This is a genomic window from Paenibacillus sp. sgz302114, from assembly GCF_056120345.1.
Genome location: NZ_JBVYOI010000001.1, coordinates 701,525 through 716,810 on the forward strand (window position 1 = coordinate 701,525; position 15,286 = coordinate 716,810).

The 15,286-nt window shown below is 49.5% G+C and carries 13 protein-coding genes; 8 read left to right on the forward strand and 5 right to left on the reverse strand.

The features are described 5' to 3' along the window. Positions 1–16: 16 nt before the first annotated feature. The 4 genes from AC0LWF_RS03260 to AC0LWF_RS03275 form a co-directional block, all read right to left on the reverse strand. A complete protein-coding gene (locus AC0LWF_RS03260; protein WP_474650110.1) occupies positions 17–1,264 on the reverse strand; it encodes a glutamate-5-semialdehyde dehydrogenase in 1,248 nt (415 codons plus the stop codon). Between the two features lie 41 nt (positions 1,265–1,305). Then, a complete protein-coding gene (gene proB / locus AC0LWF_RS03265) occupies positions 1,306–2,421 on the reverse strand; it encodes a glutamate 5-kinase (protein ID WP_474650462.1) in 1,116 nt (371 codons plus the stop codon). A gap of 397 nt (positions 2,422–2,818) precedes the next feature. Then, a complete protein-coding gene (locus AC0LWF_RS03270; protein WP_474650111.1) occupies positions 2,819–4,006 on the reverse strand; it encodes a pyridoxal phosphate-dependent aminotransferase in 1,188 nt (395 codons plus the stop codon). 400 nt (positions 4,007–4,406) lie between these two features. Next, complete coding sequence (locus AC0LWF_RS03275; protein WP_474650112.1) at positions 4,407–4,862, reverse strand: hypothetical protein; 456 nt, start codon at positions 4,860–4,862, stop codon at positions 4,407–4,409. Positions 4,863–5,000: 138 nt separating this feature from the next. Here AC0LWF_RS03275 and AC0LWF_RS03280 point away from each other — a divergent pair, with 138 nt between their 5' ends. Next, positions 5,001–5,798, forward strand: coding sequence for a carbon-nitrogen family hydrolase (locus AC0LWF_RS03280; RefSeq protein ID WP_474650113.1), 798 nt, complete (start codon positions 5,001–5,003; stop codon positions 5,796–5,798). Between the two features lie 23 nt (positions 5,799–5,821). On the opposite strand, the gene AC0LWF_RS03285 is transcribed toward AC0LWF_RS03280, so the two are convergent. After that, the gene (locus AC0LWF_RS03285) at positions 5,822–6,724 is read right to left on the reverse strand and encodes a LysR family transcriptional regulator (RefSeq protein ID WP_474650114.1); all 903 of its coding nucleotides are present in this window, start codon (positions 6,722–6,724) and stop codon (positions 5,822–5,824) included. Positions 6,725–6,941: 217 nt separating this feature from the next. On the opposite strand from AC0LWF_RS03285, the gene leuC reads away from it, so the two are divergent. The 7 genes from leuC to AC0LWF_RS03320 all read left to right on the forward strand — a co-directional run bounded on the left by leuC (position 6,942) and on the right by AC0LWF_RS03320 (position 15,170). Next, entirely contained in the window at positions 6,942–8,363 is a 1,422-nt protein-coding gene (leuC, locus tag AC0LWF_RS03290) for a 3-isopropylmalate dehydratase large subunit (protein WP_474650115.1), read from the forward strand. A gap of 33 nt (positions 8,364–8,396) precedes the next feature. Then, the gene (gene leuD, locus AC0LWF_RS03295) at positions 8,397–8,990 is read left to right on the forward strand and encodes a 3-isopropylmalate dehydratase small subunit (protein ID WP_474650116.1); all 594 of its coding nucleotides are present in this window, start codon (positions 8,397–8,399) and stop codon (positions 8,988–8,990) included. A gap of 154 nt (positions 8,991–9,144) precedes the next feature. Continuing rightward, complete coding sequence (locus tag AC0LWF_RS03300; protein ID WP_474650117.1) at positions 9,145–10,671, forward strand: N-acetylmuramoyl-L-alanine amidase; 1,527 nt, start codon at positions 9,145–9,147, stop codon at positions 10,669–10,671. An 11-nt stretch (positions 10,672–10,682) separates the two neighbouring features. Further along, complete coding sequence (locus tag AC0LWF_RS03305; RefSeq protein WP_474650118.1) at positions 10,683–11,294, forward strand: GerMN domain-containing protein; 612 nt, start codon at positions 10,683–10,685, stop codon at positions 11,292–11,294. 15 nt (positions 11,295–11,309) lie between these two features. Further along, positions 11,310–14,015 (forward strand): S-layer homology domain-containing protein, encoded by a 2,706-nt coding sequence (locus AC0LWF_RS03310; RefSeq protein WP_474650119.1) that lies wholly within the window; start codon positions 11,310–11,312, stop codon positions 14,013–14,015. Positions 14,016–14,203: 188 nt separating this feature from the next. Beyond that, positions 14,204–14,851, forward strand: coding sequence for an endonuclease III (gene nth / locus AC0LWF_RS03315; RefSeq protein WP_474650463.1), 648 nt, complete (start codon positions 14,204–14,206; stop codon positions 14,849–14,851). Between the two features lie 52 nt (positions 14,852–14,903). Further along, positions 14,904–15,170: an NAD/NADP transhydrogenase alpha subunit gene (locus AC0LWF_RS03320; RefSeq protein WP_474650120.1), complete on the forward strand. Its 267-nt coding sequence runs from the start codon at positions 14,904–14,906 to the stop codon at positions 15,168–15,170. Positions 15,171–15,286 lie beyond the last annotated feature (116 nt).

The window sequence follows — 15,286 nt, forward strand, 5'->3', positions numbered from 1 at the left end:
TATGCTCCTCCTATCCTTATCCGCGAATTTGTCCGTTGCCGTAAACTCGAAACTTCGTCGAAGTGAGCGCAGGCAGACCCATCGGTCCGCGTGCATGCAGCTTCTGAGTGCTGATGCCGATTTCGGCGCCATAGCCGAATTCGAATCCGTCTGTGAACCTTGTGGAAGCATTATGGTAAACGGCCGCAGCATCAACCTGCTGCAAGAATGCTGCAGCATTGTTGTCATTGTCCGTCACAATACATTCGGAGTGCATCGTGCCATATTTGCTGATATGCTGGATCGCTTCGTCCACGCTTGCAACGATTCGAATGTTCATGATGTAGTCATTGTATTCTGTGGCGTAATCGGCTTCCGTTACCGATTTGGCTTGTGGGATAAGCGCCAGTGTCCGGTCACAACCGCGAAGCTCTACGTTTGCCGAGAGGAAGCGGTTAGCCAGCTCGCTCAGATGGCGATCAGCCCATGCTTCGTGGACGAGCAGCGTTTCCATGGAGTTGCAGACGGAAGGGCGCTGCACTTTGGCATTGAAGGCGATGTCTACTGCCATTGCTGTCTGTGCGCTTTCATCCAAATAAGTATGACAAATGCCTGCACCGGTTTCAATGACAGGGACGGTCGCATTTTCAACAACATTGCGAATTAATGATGCTCCGCCGCGAGGAATGACAACATCGAGCAGGCCGTTCAGTTTCAGCATCTCATCGACCGAGGTGCGGGATGGATCTTCGATGAGCTGTAATGCATCAGGCGGTAGGGCAGTGGTTGAGAGCGCTTCGCGCAGAACCTCGACGATGCGGCGATTCGAATCAAGCGCTGCGGAGCCGCCGCGAAGCACGACTGCGTTGCCTGTCTTGAGGCATAGTCCAGCGGCGTCAACGGTCACGTTCGGACGCGCTTCGTAGATCATCCCGATGACGCCAAGCGGCACCGATATTTTCTCGACGCGAAGGCCGTTCGGACGCTCGAACGATTCGAGTGTCTTTCCAACGGGATCGGGAAGCTCCGCTACCTGGCGCAGGCCATCCGCAATATCTGCGATACGACTCTGCGTTAAAGTGAGGCGATCGAGCAGAGACTCGCTCGTGCCGTTTGCACGGCCGCGATCAATATCGATATGATTGGCTTCAATGATGGAATTCTGCTGTACGATGAGCTGGTCAGCCATCACTTGCAAAGCTTTGTTCTTCTCATTCGTTGTCAATCGGTTCATGACTGCCGCAGCTTGTTTCGCTAACGCTGCTTTTTTCCTCACTTCGCTCATAAGGCTCTCCCTTTCCATATCCGTTATCTGTTATCTGTTATCTAAGCTCTAAGTGTGACCCATTCATCGCGGTGGATAACTTCAATCCGTGATACCTCGACACGTCTGCGCACTTCTTCCGTGCTGAGGCCAGCGACTGCTTGGACCTGCCATGCCGCATAGTTGACGACGCCGCGTCCGAGCGATTGCTGATGCGCATTGAACACTTCTACGACATCGCCAGGGTGAAAGTCGCCATCGATTGCTTGAATGCCTGCCGGGAGTAAGCTCTTCCCGCCGAGCACAAGTGCCTTTTCAGCACCTTCATCCACAATAATGCGGCCTTGCGGCATCGAGTGGAAGCCGAGCCATTGCTTCTTGGTCGTCAAGTTATGTTCATTGGTGTCGAAATAAGTGCCTTTGCCGTCATCCTTCACTGCGAGCATCAGATCACCCGGTTCCATAACGCGACCGATAAAGACCGGAACGCCGCCGCGCATCGCGATTCGCGCCGCTTCGATCTTCGAGCGCATGCCGCCGGTTCCAACGGATGAGCCTGCGCCGCCCGCGATGCGAAGAATGTCATCCGTAATGTGATCGACGCGGTCGATCTTCACGGCATTCGGGTTTTTGCGCGGATCTTCTGTATACAAGCCGTCCATGTCGGTGAGAATAATAAGCCTCTTCGCTTTCACGAGATTGCCGACGAGCGCGGACAAAGTGTCATTCTCGCTGAATTTCAGCTCGTCAGTTGCGACGGTATCATTCTCGTTGACAATCGGCAGCATCCGCCGATGGAGGAGCTCTTCAATGGTCATGAGCGCATTGTTGATCCGTTTACGGTTGGAGAAGTCTGCGCGCGTCAGCAGAATCTGAGCAACGCCGATGCCTCCGTCAGTCCCATAGGAAGCGAACGCTTCTTGGTACGCTTGCATGAGCAGCGCTTGACCGACAGCCGCCGCAGCTTGCTTCTCATGAACGAGCTTGGGCCGCGAAGCGTAACCGATCTTCTTGAAGCCTGCGGCAATAGCGCCGGAAGTGACTAGAAGCACTCGATATCCGGCTTCATGCAGGGAAGCGAGCTCATTCGCGAAGAAGGCAATACGTTCCTTGTTAATGCCGCCTTCCTCGGAGGTTAAGGAGCTGCTGCCGATTTTGACTACGATGGTATCTGTCATCATTCACCTCAAGCCCTTTCTATGTAAATAAAATAAAAAAAACTTCCATCCCTTGTAGTTATACAAAGGACGAAAGTTTATGACTTCCGCGGTACCACCTTTATTAACGGCGATGTAGCTCCAATCGGTTGGAGGCATGCCGTTCCGCTTAAAGACCTGTTAACAGCAGGCCGCTGTCCGACTCATCGCCGGCCGTTCCGGGGTAGGTTTCTGCAGCAAATGCTGTAAATTCTCTCAGCTAATGAATTTACTCTCTGATCGCACCTGCGGGCTTGCATACTGAGCCCCATCAATACGTTCTCGTTATTTAATTAACGCTAAGCATACCATGCTGAGGCTTGGGCTGTAAAGCATGCAAAAACCCGTAAAGCTGAGCTCTACGGGCGGGAGTTGCCTATTAAAAAAGATTCAATTTGCCTATGCGGTGAATCGCTTCCTGAAGCCGTTCTTCCGGTGCAAGCAAGCCAAGGCGTACATACGATTCGCCATGCGTTCCGAAGCCGATGCCAGGCGCGAGTACGACATCCGCATGCTCAAGCACGTGATCGGAGAACGATGCAGATGTGTGGCCTTTCGGCACAGGCAGCCAGCAGAAGAAGGAACCGCTTGGCTTCGCGGCTTGCCAGCCGATCCCATTCATCGCTTCGAAGAGGGCATTACGGCGGCTCTCGTATGCATTGGTGAGATCTGTGACGCATTGCTGCGGGCCGGTTAAAGCTTCCGCTGCTGCGGCTTGAATGCCGCCAAACAGACTGCAATAGTAATGATCTTGAATGAGATTGATGAGCGAAATAATTTCTGGGTTCCCAAGTGCAAAGCCGACACGCCATCCAGCCATGTTATAGGTTTTGGACAACGTATAGAACTCGACGCCGACTTCCTTCGCGCCTTGTGTCTGCAAGAAACTGACCGGCTGCTTGCCGTCGAATCCAATTGCGCCGTAAGCGAAATCGCTTGCCACGACAATGCCATGCTTCGCAGCAAATTCAACCGTACGCGAGTAAAATGCAGGATCAGCCGTTGCGCCGGTCGGGTTGTTCGGATAGTTAATGAACATGAGCTTTGCCTTGTCCGCAATGTCCGGTTTTACGCGATCATAATCGGGCAGGAAAGCATTGTCTGCTGTGAGCGGCATATATTCCATGCGGCCGCCTGCAAGCGCCACTCCGGACCAGTAATCGGGGTAGCCGGGATCGGGTACGAGGCAGATGTCTCCAGGATTGAGCAGGCATTGCGAAATTTCAATTAGGCCGGTTTTGCCGCCGAACAATATGGCAACTTCCTTCTCCGGGTCAAGCTCAACACCGTAATCTTCTTTGTACCGCTGCGCGACGGCTTGCTTCAGAAACGGATAGCCGCTGAACGGAGGGTAGCGATGATACAGCGGATTCGGCGCTGCTTCTTGAAGTGCTGCGACAATATGCTCGGGAGTAGGCCGGTCTGGATTGCCTTGTCCCAAGTTGATGACATCGCGGCCTTTTGCCGTTTGGGCATTCGCTTTACGAACGAGTCCTGCAAAAAATTGTGTAGGCAAACCGGTCATCCGGTTTGCCGGGTTGATTTGAAATGTTTTTGTTACATCCATAGTCATCACTCCACCGTTAATCTAAGCCTAAATGTAGCATAGGAGAGCTCGCTGCATCAATGCGTGGGTTTCGCAACCTTTTCAGCTTCGCTTCGAAAAGGGATCCTGTTCCTACTGTCCACTACCGGCTCCGCCTCGAAATTGCGATGATTGCTAACGTTGTGCAGATCTGCTTCGCCTCGAAATTGCGATGGTTACTCCCGTGGTGCTTTGCACCAAAGTCGAAGCCATTCGCAATTTCGATTGCTGCTCCTCCTTGCACAAAAGTCGCTTTCATTCGCAATTTCGATTGCTGTGCCTCCGTGCACCTAGTCACTTTCTCCTTTTTCAAACCATCGCCTCAACTCAAATCACGCTTGATTCGCTCGTTGGTGGGAGAAAGAAAAAAGAAAAGGGAAGACTATAAATCGATTGTTTTTAGGAACGGTTTAATATTGCCTTTGAAATTGAGCAAATACGGCTTGCGGTTCTCATCGAACACGAGAAGGAGCTGCGGCTTCTTCGGGCAATAGAACAGGAATACATCTTGTGTCATCACTTGCGTGCCGCCGGCATTGACCGCTGTTGGCTCATCTAACGGGATACGGAACACATAGCCGCATTTGTCGTCGGCGGTGAGTTTGGGTGACAGGCCTGTTACGCCTTTCAGCCATGACTTGGCGTAGCCTTGATACTCGGCGCTGTTCGGAACGGACTTGACGACTTTGCCTTGTACGACGTCGAATGCTTGGACAGGACGTTGTGCTGCGCCGCCGTCATCTTGCTTTGCTGCGCCTGCTGCATTCGGAATCATTAAACATAAGAATAACGCGATAATGGCAATGAAGTGCCTGTGGTACTTTTTCATCATGTTCATCAGAATGGTCTCCTTTAAGTCGGTCATGGTGGTTTCTCAGTTACGATACCCATCTTGACAGCGAAGCATGAGACGTTATGATAAGGTAAAACTGAGCAGATAAGGTCGGTTCAGCTAGTGCTTGAGGAGGCAAAACTTATGACAGATACGAAGCTGCGCATCGCGCTTGTTCAGATGCATGTTGATGCAGGAAATCCAGATGCCAATTATGAACGGCTTAAGGTAAAGCTGGAAGAGGCGGTTCAAGGTACCGACAAACCGGATTTGATTATGCTGCCGGAGATGTGGAATACCGGCTATGCGCTGGAGCAAATCGACCAGCTTGCAGATCCGAACGGAGAACGCACGAAAGAGATGCTGTCTGCTTTCGCGCTCGAGCATCACGTTCAAATTATTGGCGGATCAATCGCGGAGAAGCGGGATAACGGCGTATACAATACGATCTACGCATTCAATGAGCAGGGGGAAGTAATCGCGGATTACTCGAAAATCCACTTGTTCCGTCTCATGGACGAGGAGAAGCATCTGCTCGCTGGCGAGAAGCTTGGGCAGCTCCAAGTGGCTGGTGCGGACGCCGGTATGATGATCTGTTACGATATCCGGTTCCCGGAGCTTGCGCGCAAGCTGGCGCTTGGCGGAGCAAAGGCGATGTTCGTGCCGGCACAGTGGCCGAATCCGAGATTGCATCACTGGCGTACGCTGCTGCTTGCAAGAGCGATTGAGAATCAAATGTTCGTCATCGCTTGCAACCGCTGCGGTACTAGCGGCACGAGCACGTTCTTCGGCCACTCGCTTATCATCGATCCGTGGGGCGAAATTATTGCGGAAGCTGGCGAGGAAGAGACAATTCTGCGTGCTGATATCGACCTCACCATGGTGGACGCGGTTCGGGCAAAGATCCCCGTATTTGAAGATCGCCGTCCATCGCTGTATTAACAGCAAACGGCTAACCGATAGCTCTAGCCGCCAAAATGCTGCTCCGTCGTCTGCTTCATCGTTTCAATGAACGCTTCGGCTGCTCTCGACAGATAGCGGCCTTTGCGGCTCGCAATGACGAGCGTACGAATCGGTGAAGGAGAGGCGAGCGGTAAGTAGACAGGGGTGAGCGCATTTACGCTTGATCTCGTAATCATCTTTGGAATGAAGGTGATGCCCATCCCGGCGGCTACGAGCGACTGAATGGTCTCGATGTTCGTGCTCTCGAAGACGATGTTCGGCTCGAAACCAGCTTTTTCGCATATTTCCAATGCATTTTGACGGAAGCCTTGTCCTTTCTTCAGAACAATGAATGGTTCGTTCCGTAAGCTTTCGATCCGAATCGGCCCAGACTGCTTCGCCAAGTGATGCTCCGGCGGTACGGCAAGTACAATTTCTTCTTCTATAATAGGGACCCATTCAAGCGATGGCTCGAACAGCGGCAGCGCGAGCAAACTGAGATCCGTTTGGCCGCTTGCAGTAAGCTGCTCAAGCTTGGAAGGAGTATCCTCGACGAGGACAATTTCAATCTCAGGATACTGCTCGGCGAAGATCGGCAGCACGATTGGAAGCACATGTGAGCCCGTTATCGAGAGGCTTCCGACAACAAGCTTCCCTTTGCGCATATGGGCGAGGTCATCAAGCTCTTGCTTCAGCTGCTCGATGTTATCGAGGATGCCTTGTGCTTTCTTAACGAAGACAGAGCCTGCATGCGTGAGTTCGACCGAGTTCGTTGTTCGGCGAAACAGAAGGACGCCAATTTCCTTCTCTAGCTTGGATAGCTGCTGGCTGAGTGATGGCTGCGCGATGTGAAGCTTCTCGGCGGCACGGGAAAAATTCTTCTCTTTGGCAATTTGTATGACATATTGGAGCTGGCGGAATTCCATATTTTCTCACTCCATAATTTATGATGAATGGTCAGGTATGCTCATTTATGCTTTAGTCGAAAGGACGGCTACAGCCGTTTTAACTTGATAGGTTAAACCTATTGCTGTTATAGATATTATATCTTAGATCAATGAAGAATGAAATGTTATGATTGCATCAACGAACACAATGAATTGATTATCGAACGAAACAAATGAACTTATGAGGTGAATTCATATGACAAAAAGAACGATGTTTGAGAAAATTTGGGATAATCATGTCATTCATTCAGAGGCTGACAAGCCAAGCGTCATTTATATCGACTTGCACCTAGTGCACGAAGTAACTTCTCCGCAAGCGTTTGAAGGTCTTCGCATGACTGGCCGTAAAGTTCGCCGTCCGGAGCTGACTTTCGCTACGATGGATCACAACGTTCCGACGAAGGATCGTTACAACATTACGGATCCAATCTCCAAGCAACAGATTGATACGCTGACGCAGAACTGTAAAGACTTCGGCGTAACTTTGTATGATCTGGACAGCCTTGATCAAGGCGTTGTTCACGTAATGGGTCCTGAGCTCGGCCTTACGCACCCAGGCAAAACTATCGTATGTGGTGACAGCCACACTTCAACACACGGCGCATTCGGTGCACTTGCATTCGGTATCGGAACTTCCGAGGTTGAACACGTAATGGCTACTCAATGCTTGCAGCAATCCAAAGCGAAGACGATGGAAATTCGTTTCATCGGCAGCCGTAAGCCAGGCGTAACGGCGAAGGATTTGATTCTTGGCGTTATCGCAAAATACGGAACAGACTTCGGTACTGGTTATGTTATGGAGTACACAGGCGAAGCAATCCGTACTTTGTCGATGGAAGAGCGTATGACCGTATGCAACATGTCCATCGAAGCCGGCGCTCGTGCTGGGCTAATCGCTCCAGACGAAACAACGTTCGAATACCTCCGCGGCCGCGAATATGCTCCGCAAGGCGAAGCGTTCGATCGTGCAGTTGCAGTTTGGAAAGATCTTCAAACGGACGAAGGCGCTGCATTCGACACTGTACTTGAATTCGATGTAGACTCCTTGATTCCACAAGTAACTTGGGGCACAAGCCCAGGCATGGGAACTGACATCACTTCAAATGTACCTGTACCAGCTGAGCTTCCAACTGAGAATGAACGTAAAGCTGCTGAGAAAGCACTTGAATACATGGGTCTTACACCAGGTACACCGATGAACGAAATCGACATCGACTATGTGTTTATCGGTTCCTGCACAAACGGTCGTATCGAAGACCTTCGCGCTGCTGCCGAAGTTGCACGCGGCTACCAAGTAAGCGATCGCGTAACGGCAATCGTCGTTCCAGGATCAGGCCGCGTTAAGATTCAAGCTGAGAAAGAAGGTCTAGATAAAATCTTCACAGAAGCAGGCTTCGAATGGCGTGACGCTGGCTGCTCCATGTGCCTTGCGATGAACCCTGACGTGCTTGAGCCAGGTCAACGCTGCGCATCGACATCCAACCGTAACTTCGAAGGCCGTCAAGGCCGCGGCGGACGCACGCATCTCGTATCTCCGGCAATGGCTGCAGCTGCTGCAATTATGGGTAAATTCACAGACGTTCGCGATTGGAAGATCAAATCCGAAGTTCTGAACTAGTATATATTTGAGATTCGAGAGGAGTTCATCAACATGGAAGCTTTCAAACAACTAACGGGTCTAGTTGCCCCGGTAGACCGTGTAAACGTAGATACAGACGCTATCATCCCGAAACAATTTCTTAAGCGCATCGAGCGCAGCGGATTCGGCCAATTCCTGTTCTTCGAATGGCGCTGGGACGAGAAGGGCAATGTCATTGACAGCTTCAGCCTGAATCAACCGCGTTATCAAGGCTCGGAAGTGCTGATCTCCCGCGCAAACTTCGGTTGCGGTTCATCGCGTGAACACGCACCATGGGCGATTTTGGACTACGGCTTCAAAGTTGTCATCGCACCTTCGTTCGCTGATATTTTCTACAATAACTGCTTCAAGAACGGTATCTTGCCGATTCGCCTGAGCGAAGAGCAAGTTGAAGACTTGTTCCAGCGCACGACGAAGACAGAAGGCTACAAGCTGAACATCGACTTGGAGAACAATACGATTACTGATGATGCGGGCCTTAACATCGCATTCGATCTCGATGAGCACCGCCGTCAATTCCTGCTGCAAGGTCTAGACGATATCGGTCTTACGCTTCAGCACGAAGACAAGATCTCTGCTTATGAAGCAAGCCGCATCGCATTCTAAATCAACGAATTTATGTGAATATCGAGAGAAACTCCGGTACCGGTGTACCGGGGTTTCTTTTTTTTTGTCTATTTCATGCTACAAATTTCCTCAAAACGCAACTTTTTCTGTCAAAATGCGTCTAATAAGCGATAAAAAGTCATCGAGGTGAAAGATGAAGAAGTTTGTAACCGCTGTACTATTGTTGTCGTTCCTCATCTCTATGTTTCCGGCTCTTGTAGGAGCAGCAGAAGCAGCGCCAAAGCTCTATCTGAATGGCAAGCAGCTGCAAAGCGGCGCAGAACCGCAAATTGTCGGCGATACCACTTTTGTGCCTATTCGCACGGTAACCGAAGGTCTTGGATTTGATGTATCCTGGACGTCGCCCGTAGTCACGATCTCGAATGGCAATACGAGCATGCTTCTAACGATTGGCGATAAAACGGCAATCGTGAATGGTCAAGAAGCGTCGCTCGAGAAGCCTGCAATCATTAACACGGGTTCGACATTAGTACCGCTTCGATTCGTAGGTGAACAGTTTGGGTTACAAGTTTATTGGGACAAGCTGTCACGTTCCGTGCACTTGTACACCGAATCCGCTCCGCCGGATGCTCCTGTTGATCAAGGTACCGGTAATGGAAGCGATAACGGCACTGAAACAGGCGAATCTGGTACTCCAGGCAGTGATCCATCAACCAATGAGCCAAATTCGACTACGGTCTTGAAAGCAATCGAGTATAATGGACTTGGCAGTATTTCACTCCCGTATGACGGAAGCTTCGGCGACGTGCGCACTGAAGTGCTGCACAGCCCTGAACGGATCGTCATTGATTTGCCGAATATGAACTTCGCACCCGATTTCACGCCTGGATTCACGAGCATTGCGGCGAAGCTCGGAGAAATTCTCGTCGATTCGCATCCGACTCTGAAGAAGATTCGCTTCTCTTATTACTCGGACAAGCCTTCGACCGTTCGTGTTGTGCTGGACTTGTCCGCGCCAACCATTTACAGCGTCGTGAAGGAAGAGCAAGCCATCCGCATTGATGTGCTGGAGCAGACGGGACCGCCACCTGTTGACACGCCGCCTGTGACCGATCCGACTCTGCCGGTAACACCTCCGGTAGTCAAGCCGGAAACACCGACGGACTCGCCATCTGGGCCGACCATTTATAAAGTCGTGCTGGATGCCGGACACGGAGGGAAGGATCCAGGTGCCTCTAGCGTTAACGGGCATAAGGAGAAAGAGTATAATCTAGCGATTACTTTGAAAGTAAAAGCGCTCCTTGACAAAGAAACAAGAATTAAGCCGTATCTGACAAGATCGAATGATACATTTATTGAGCTTGATGATCGTGCTTCTTTCGCAAACAATCTAAAAGCGAACTTATTTATTTCTTTCCATGCGAATAAAGCAGAATCTGCATCCGTTACCGGTTCAGAGACGTATTACTATCATGCGAATAGCAAAGCTTTCGCGGACATCATTCACAAGCATCTGATAGCTGGTACCACACTAAAGAATCGCAGCGTTAGAACGGCTGCATTCCGTGTCGTGAAAGCTACGACGATGCCAGCCGTCTTACTTGAAGCGGGATATCTGTCGAATAGTAACGACAGCTCGGTATTGTTTAGTGATCAGAAGCAGAACAAAATCGCAGCTGAAATCGTCAAAGGAATTAAAGAGTATTTGAAGCTTAGCTAGGAGGATGCAAGATGAAACGTCATGTCACGACTTCTTTATTTTCAGTTCTCATAGCCGCAACGATGATTGTCCCTCTTAGCGCCTGCGGAAGCCGAGCCTTGCAGGACGAGCAGCAGCAGACAACGCAAGCGGGCTCCGTGAAACAGCAGAACACGAACCAACCGATCTCTAGCGGTACGAATTCAGATCAGGCTGCCGCGAATGAAGAGAAGGATCCGCCGAAGCCGGAGGTAAAGAAGGAGCAAATATCGCTCTACTATACCGATGACGAAATGTTGGACTTGCATGAGCAGAAAGTCGAGATTGAATACACCGACAATAAACAGAAGCTGGAAGCGGCTTTCGCTGCCATGAAGAAAGATGATGCCAAGGGTGAGCCTTCTCTCTGGAAACATGCCGAGCTTCGGAGCGTGAAGCAGGAAGGCGCTGCAATTACACTTGATCTACATCTGCCTGATGAAGCGAAGCTCGGAGCTCCGGGTGAAATGCTTGCGCTAGAAGCGATCGAGAAGACGTACTTCCAATTTAATGACGTCACTTCCATTGATCTGCTTGTCGACGGTGCTTCTGTGGACAGCCTCATGGGTCATATGGATTTGGATCATCCAATTACTAAACAATAGAAGGAGCTTACAGACATGCCGCAACAGAAGAAATGGGTCAAAGCAGTATCGTCGATTATGGTGTTCTCACTGCTCACAGGTTTCACAGCAGTAGGCAGCACGCTTGCACATGCAGAAGCTTCTTCAGTCGTTACTAAATTCAGCGATGTACCATCCGGCCACTGGGCTGAGAAGCATATCGCGAAGCTCGCCATGCAAGGGATCATCAAAGGAACGAACGGCGCGTTCAAGCCAGCTGATAATGTATCGCAGCAGGAAGCAGTCGCACTTGCGATCCGATTCATCGGTAAAGAGCAAGAGGTAAAGACAGATGATGCTATCGTCTTTCCGGAAAATTTTGAAGTCAGCACTTATTTCAAACCTTATATTATTCTCGCGTTCCAGCTTGGATTACTCGACCAGACCGAAGAATTCAAGCAAGCGGCAACAGATTCTAATTCACAGTGGGGCATCAAGAAAGCGTCACGTGAATGGATTACGAAGCTGATCGTAAAAGCAATTGAGAAGCAGAAGACAGCGGATGAGCTAGCTTCATCGCCAGTTTCCTTCAAAGATGCGAGTAAAATTGACGATGGCTATGCGGGATATATCAATGCAGCCGTATCACTGGGACTCATTAAAGGAATGACGGCAGATACGTTTGATCCACAGGGCTTCATTACACGCGCATCTATCGCAACGATCTTCAGCAGAGCGGAAGTGCAATTCCCTGTGAGCTACAGTGGTCAATACACAGCGATTCTGACTAGCGCTGACGCAAGCGCTCTCCATCTGTTCGCAAACGACAAGGACTCGACGCTTGATTTGACGCCGGATACCTATGTTTATCGCTTTGATTCCGAGAAGCTGGCGACAGTTAGTCAATTAACTCCGAATACGAAGCTGCTCGTCATCGCAGACGGCACGAAGCCGCTTTACGTAGAGCAGCTGGATGATAAGGCGCAAGTGGCAACAGTGTCAGGCACTGTAGACCGTCTACTGCCGAATGATAACAAGATTTGGATTTGGTCTAACGATGAGCCGATTCCGATTACATACAATAGTGCAACGAAAGTGACAGACGGATCGGGCAATGCCATTGCGGTATCAAGCTTAACTGCTGACAGTCAGGTTGAAGTTACGCAAGATACGTACCGGGCGAAGCCAATTGCAATTGCAATTAAAGTAAAATCTGCACCAATTAATAAATCAGGACAAGGCACAATCGGCGCTATTTCGTCGTCGCAGCTTACGATTCAAGACAATGATTCTAATACGGCTTCCATGTATCAAGCAGCACCGCAAGTCGATGTCATCTGGCAAGGTCAAATTTTGGATGGCGGCCTATCGGCTCTGCGTGTTGGAGATGTCGTCACGTATGAAGTGAAGAACTCGCTTATTACGAAAGTGACTATTCTTAAAACATCTGCGAAGCTCGTTCGCGGTGAATTCTATACCGTGAGCAGCGATGGCAAAATCATTTCTTATATCAGCACAAACGGTTCTAGCAAGCCGGAAGCGAAGTTTGTTTCCGCGAGCGTTGACGTGACAATTGACGGGCTATCAGACACTACTCTTTCGGATCTCGTAAAAGGCGATGTGCTCGACATTACGCTCAATGATCAGGACGAGGTCGTTGCGATTAAAGTTGTAAACCGTAAAGTCGAAGTGCTTGGCGGAGCTACCGTAGTTAGTTATGATGCCGATTTGAAAGCTCTGTTGTTAAAATCTTCTACAGGCGCACTCGTTTCCGTGTATCTGTCAGACGAAACAAAGTTCGAAACGAACGGCACGCCGCTTACATTAAGCGCAGCCAGCACGCTGTTTGTTAAGAATAAGAAGCTGACCATTGGATACACAAACGATAAAGCGATATTTATCCAGTTCGTATACAAATACAGCGGTACAGCTACAAGCATTAATACTAGCTTGAAGCAAGTTACGCTTGCCCAGTCGAACGGTCTTACCGTGACGCTGCCAATGGATACGGTAAGCTCCGTAGAAATTAACGGCAAAGCAGCAGCTAGCTTAACGGATGTCACGGCAGGCGATACGGTTACTGCTGTCTTGAATGCGAACCAAGACAAAATCATTTTGCTGCAAGTGCATACGACGAAGCAAGCTCAGGTAACTGCTGTCGATACAGCCGGCAAGAAGCTCATATTGAAGTCAACCGACGGTACTGTATATAACATCGGTACAGCTGCGCTCGATATGACCAATGAGGCTGGAGATAAGCTGACGCTGGCAAGCTTCAAGGCCGGACAGACTGTGAACCTTAATTACGTAGGTGCTTCCATTGCTTCAGTGAAGATTGTCAATGTGACGACTGGCCGCGTTACTGCAGTTACGTCCGATCTTGTATCAGTGATTGACTACAGCGGCAATGCTGCAGACGTTCAGCTTGGCACAGGCTTCTCCGTTCTGAAGAACGGTTCGACAAACAGCAGTACATCTGTACTTGCTGTCGGTGACCGCGTTGAAGTGAAGAAGAATGTGAAGGGTAATGTAGTCGTTACCGCTTACAGCGGAGTAAGCAAAACGTTCTGGAAGTATAACGCGACAAACGGAGAATTGTCTGTTAAACGAGCGACATTGGATGATTCATACACGTATACGGTTACGGCTGCGACGAAGGTGATGCAGGCTGGTTCTGCAATCCCGATCTCGCAATTGGCGGACGGCGATTCGGTTATGCTCTATGTTTATCAGAACACAATCATTGAGATTGAGAAGCTATAATTTCGTTCAACCTTGTCCTGGCTGAGAGGCCAGGACTTCTTTTTTTCAATTCTGTGAAAACAGCCGCAAAATAGAGCTTCTTTGGCTAGTTGACGCGGGTTAGCGGTTGATTAATGCGACATTATTCGCTACACTTTAGGGCAATGGTCTAAATAGGAGTGAGTAATCGGTTGAAGGCGAAAGAGAAGATGGATCATTTTTTGCGTGTCATTGGCGAGATGTTTCCGGATGCCCATTGTGAACTCAATCACCGCAATCCGTTCGAGCTTACGATCGCTGTCCTATTGTCCGCTCAGTGTACGGATGAAACAGTCAACAAAGTAACGGTAGATCTGTTTCAGAAATATCAAACGCCGGCGGATTATTTGTCCGTGCCGCTCGAAGAGCTGCAGCATGACATAAGGCGAATAGGTCTATTCCGCAATAAAGCACTGTTTATTCAGAAGTTATGCCGGATTCTAATTGATGAGCATGACGGAGAAGTGCCAGAGAAGCATGAGCAGCTGACAAAGCTGCCTGGTGTTGGGCGCAAAACGGCTAATGTCGTTGTTTCCAATGCGTTTGGCGTACCAGCGATTGCAGTAGATACACATGTCGAGCGTGTTTCCAAGCGACTTGGATTCGCCAAGAGCGATGATAGCGTGCTTGAAGTCGAGAAGAAATTGATGAAGCTTATTCCTCGCGCACTGTGGACGGAGACGCATCATCGGCTTATTTTCTTCGGACGATATCACTGCAAAGCTCAGAATCCGCAATGCGAGGTCTGCCCAGTGGCAGAACATTGCAAAGAAGGCAAAGGACGTATGAAACTTGCCGTAAACCGAAAAGCTAAGTAGTAGCTTGCGGATCACCACAACTAACTAATTAAATGAGAAGGATGATTGAACAATGAAATGCATCTCCGTATACACGAAAGATTTTGCTCTATTCTCTGACATTTATGAGCAAATTATGGAATCACCTCCAGAAGAAAATGAAGAAATTATTGTGGAAGGCGTTACAGTAAGCGGCGCAGGCGACGTGCCTGATCAATATATTGAACGTATGAGATTGAAACCGGAATGTGTCGTCATGAAGGAGAAAGAGCGCAACATTACAATTCTCCAGCACGGTGAAGTGTTTGAAATTTGCGTGCCAGCCGTTCAATTGGTGTAAGAATAGAAGTGTAATTTAATAGGACAAAGCGAAAGGGTCACAGGGGGTTGTTCTTCTTGTGGTCCTTTTGTTCAATAATGCTGTATAATGACATGATGAATGGGAAGCAGATAGGG

What these genes read in the sequence shown, in the direction of transcription:
- nth (WP_474650463.1), top strand. Translation starts at nt 14,204, where the DNA reads ATGGATCATTTTTTGCGTGTCATTGGCGAGATGTTTCCGGATGCCCAT.
- AC0LWF_RS03300 (WP_474650117.1), top strand. Translation starts at nt 9,145, where the DNA reads ATGAAGAAGTTTGTAACCGCTGTACTATTGTTGTCGTTCCTCATCTCT.
- AC0LWF_RS03310 (WP_474650119.1), top strand. Translation starts at nt 11,310, where the DNA reads ATGCCGCAACAGAAGAAATGGGTCAAAGCAGTATCGTCGATTATGGTG.
- AC0LWF_RS03305 (WP_474650118.1), top strand. Translation starts at nt 10,683, where the DNA reads ATGAAACGTCATGTCACGACTTCTTTATTTTCAGTTCTCATAGCCGCA.
- leuD (WP_474650116.1), top strand. Translation starts at nt 8,397, where the DNA reads ATGGAAGCTTTCAAACAACTAACGGGTCTAGTTGCCCCGGTAGACCGT.
- AC0LWF_RS03275 (WP_474650112.1), bottom strand. Translation starts at nt 4,862, where the DNA reads ATGAACATGATGAAAAAGTACCACAGGCACTTCATTGCCATTATCGCG.
- proB (WP_474650462.1), bottom strand. Translation starts at nt 2,421, where the DNA reads ATGACAGATACCATCGTAGTCAAAATCGGCAGCAGCTCCTTAACCTCC.
- AC0LWF_RS03260 (WP_474650110.1), bottom strand. Translation starts at nt 1,264, where the DNA reads ATGAGCGAAGTGAGGAAAAAAGCAGCGTTAGCGAAACAAGCTGCGGCA.
- AC0LWF_RS03270 (WP_474650111.1), bottom strand. Translation starts at nt 4,006, where the DNA reads ATGGATGTAACAAAAACATTTCAAATCAACCCGGCAAACCGGATGACC.
- AC0LWF_RS03320 (WP_474650120.1), top strand. Translation starts at nt 14,904, where the DNA reads ATGAAATGCATCTCCGTATACACGAAAGATTTTGCTCTATTCTCTGAC.
- AC0LWF_RS03280 (WP_474650113.1), top strand. Translation starts at nt 5,001, where the DNA reads ATGACAGATACGAAGCTGCGCATCGCGCTTGTTCAGATGCATGTTGAT.
- AC0LWF_RS03285 (WP_474650114.1), bottom strand. Translation starts at nt 6,724, where the DNA reads ATGGAATTCCGCCAGCTCCAATATGTCATACAAATTGCCAAAGAGAAG.
- leuC (WP_474650115.1), top strand. Translation starts at nt 6,942, where the DNA reads ATGACAAAAAGAACGATGTTTGAGAAAATTTGGGATAATCATGTCATT.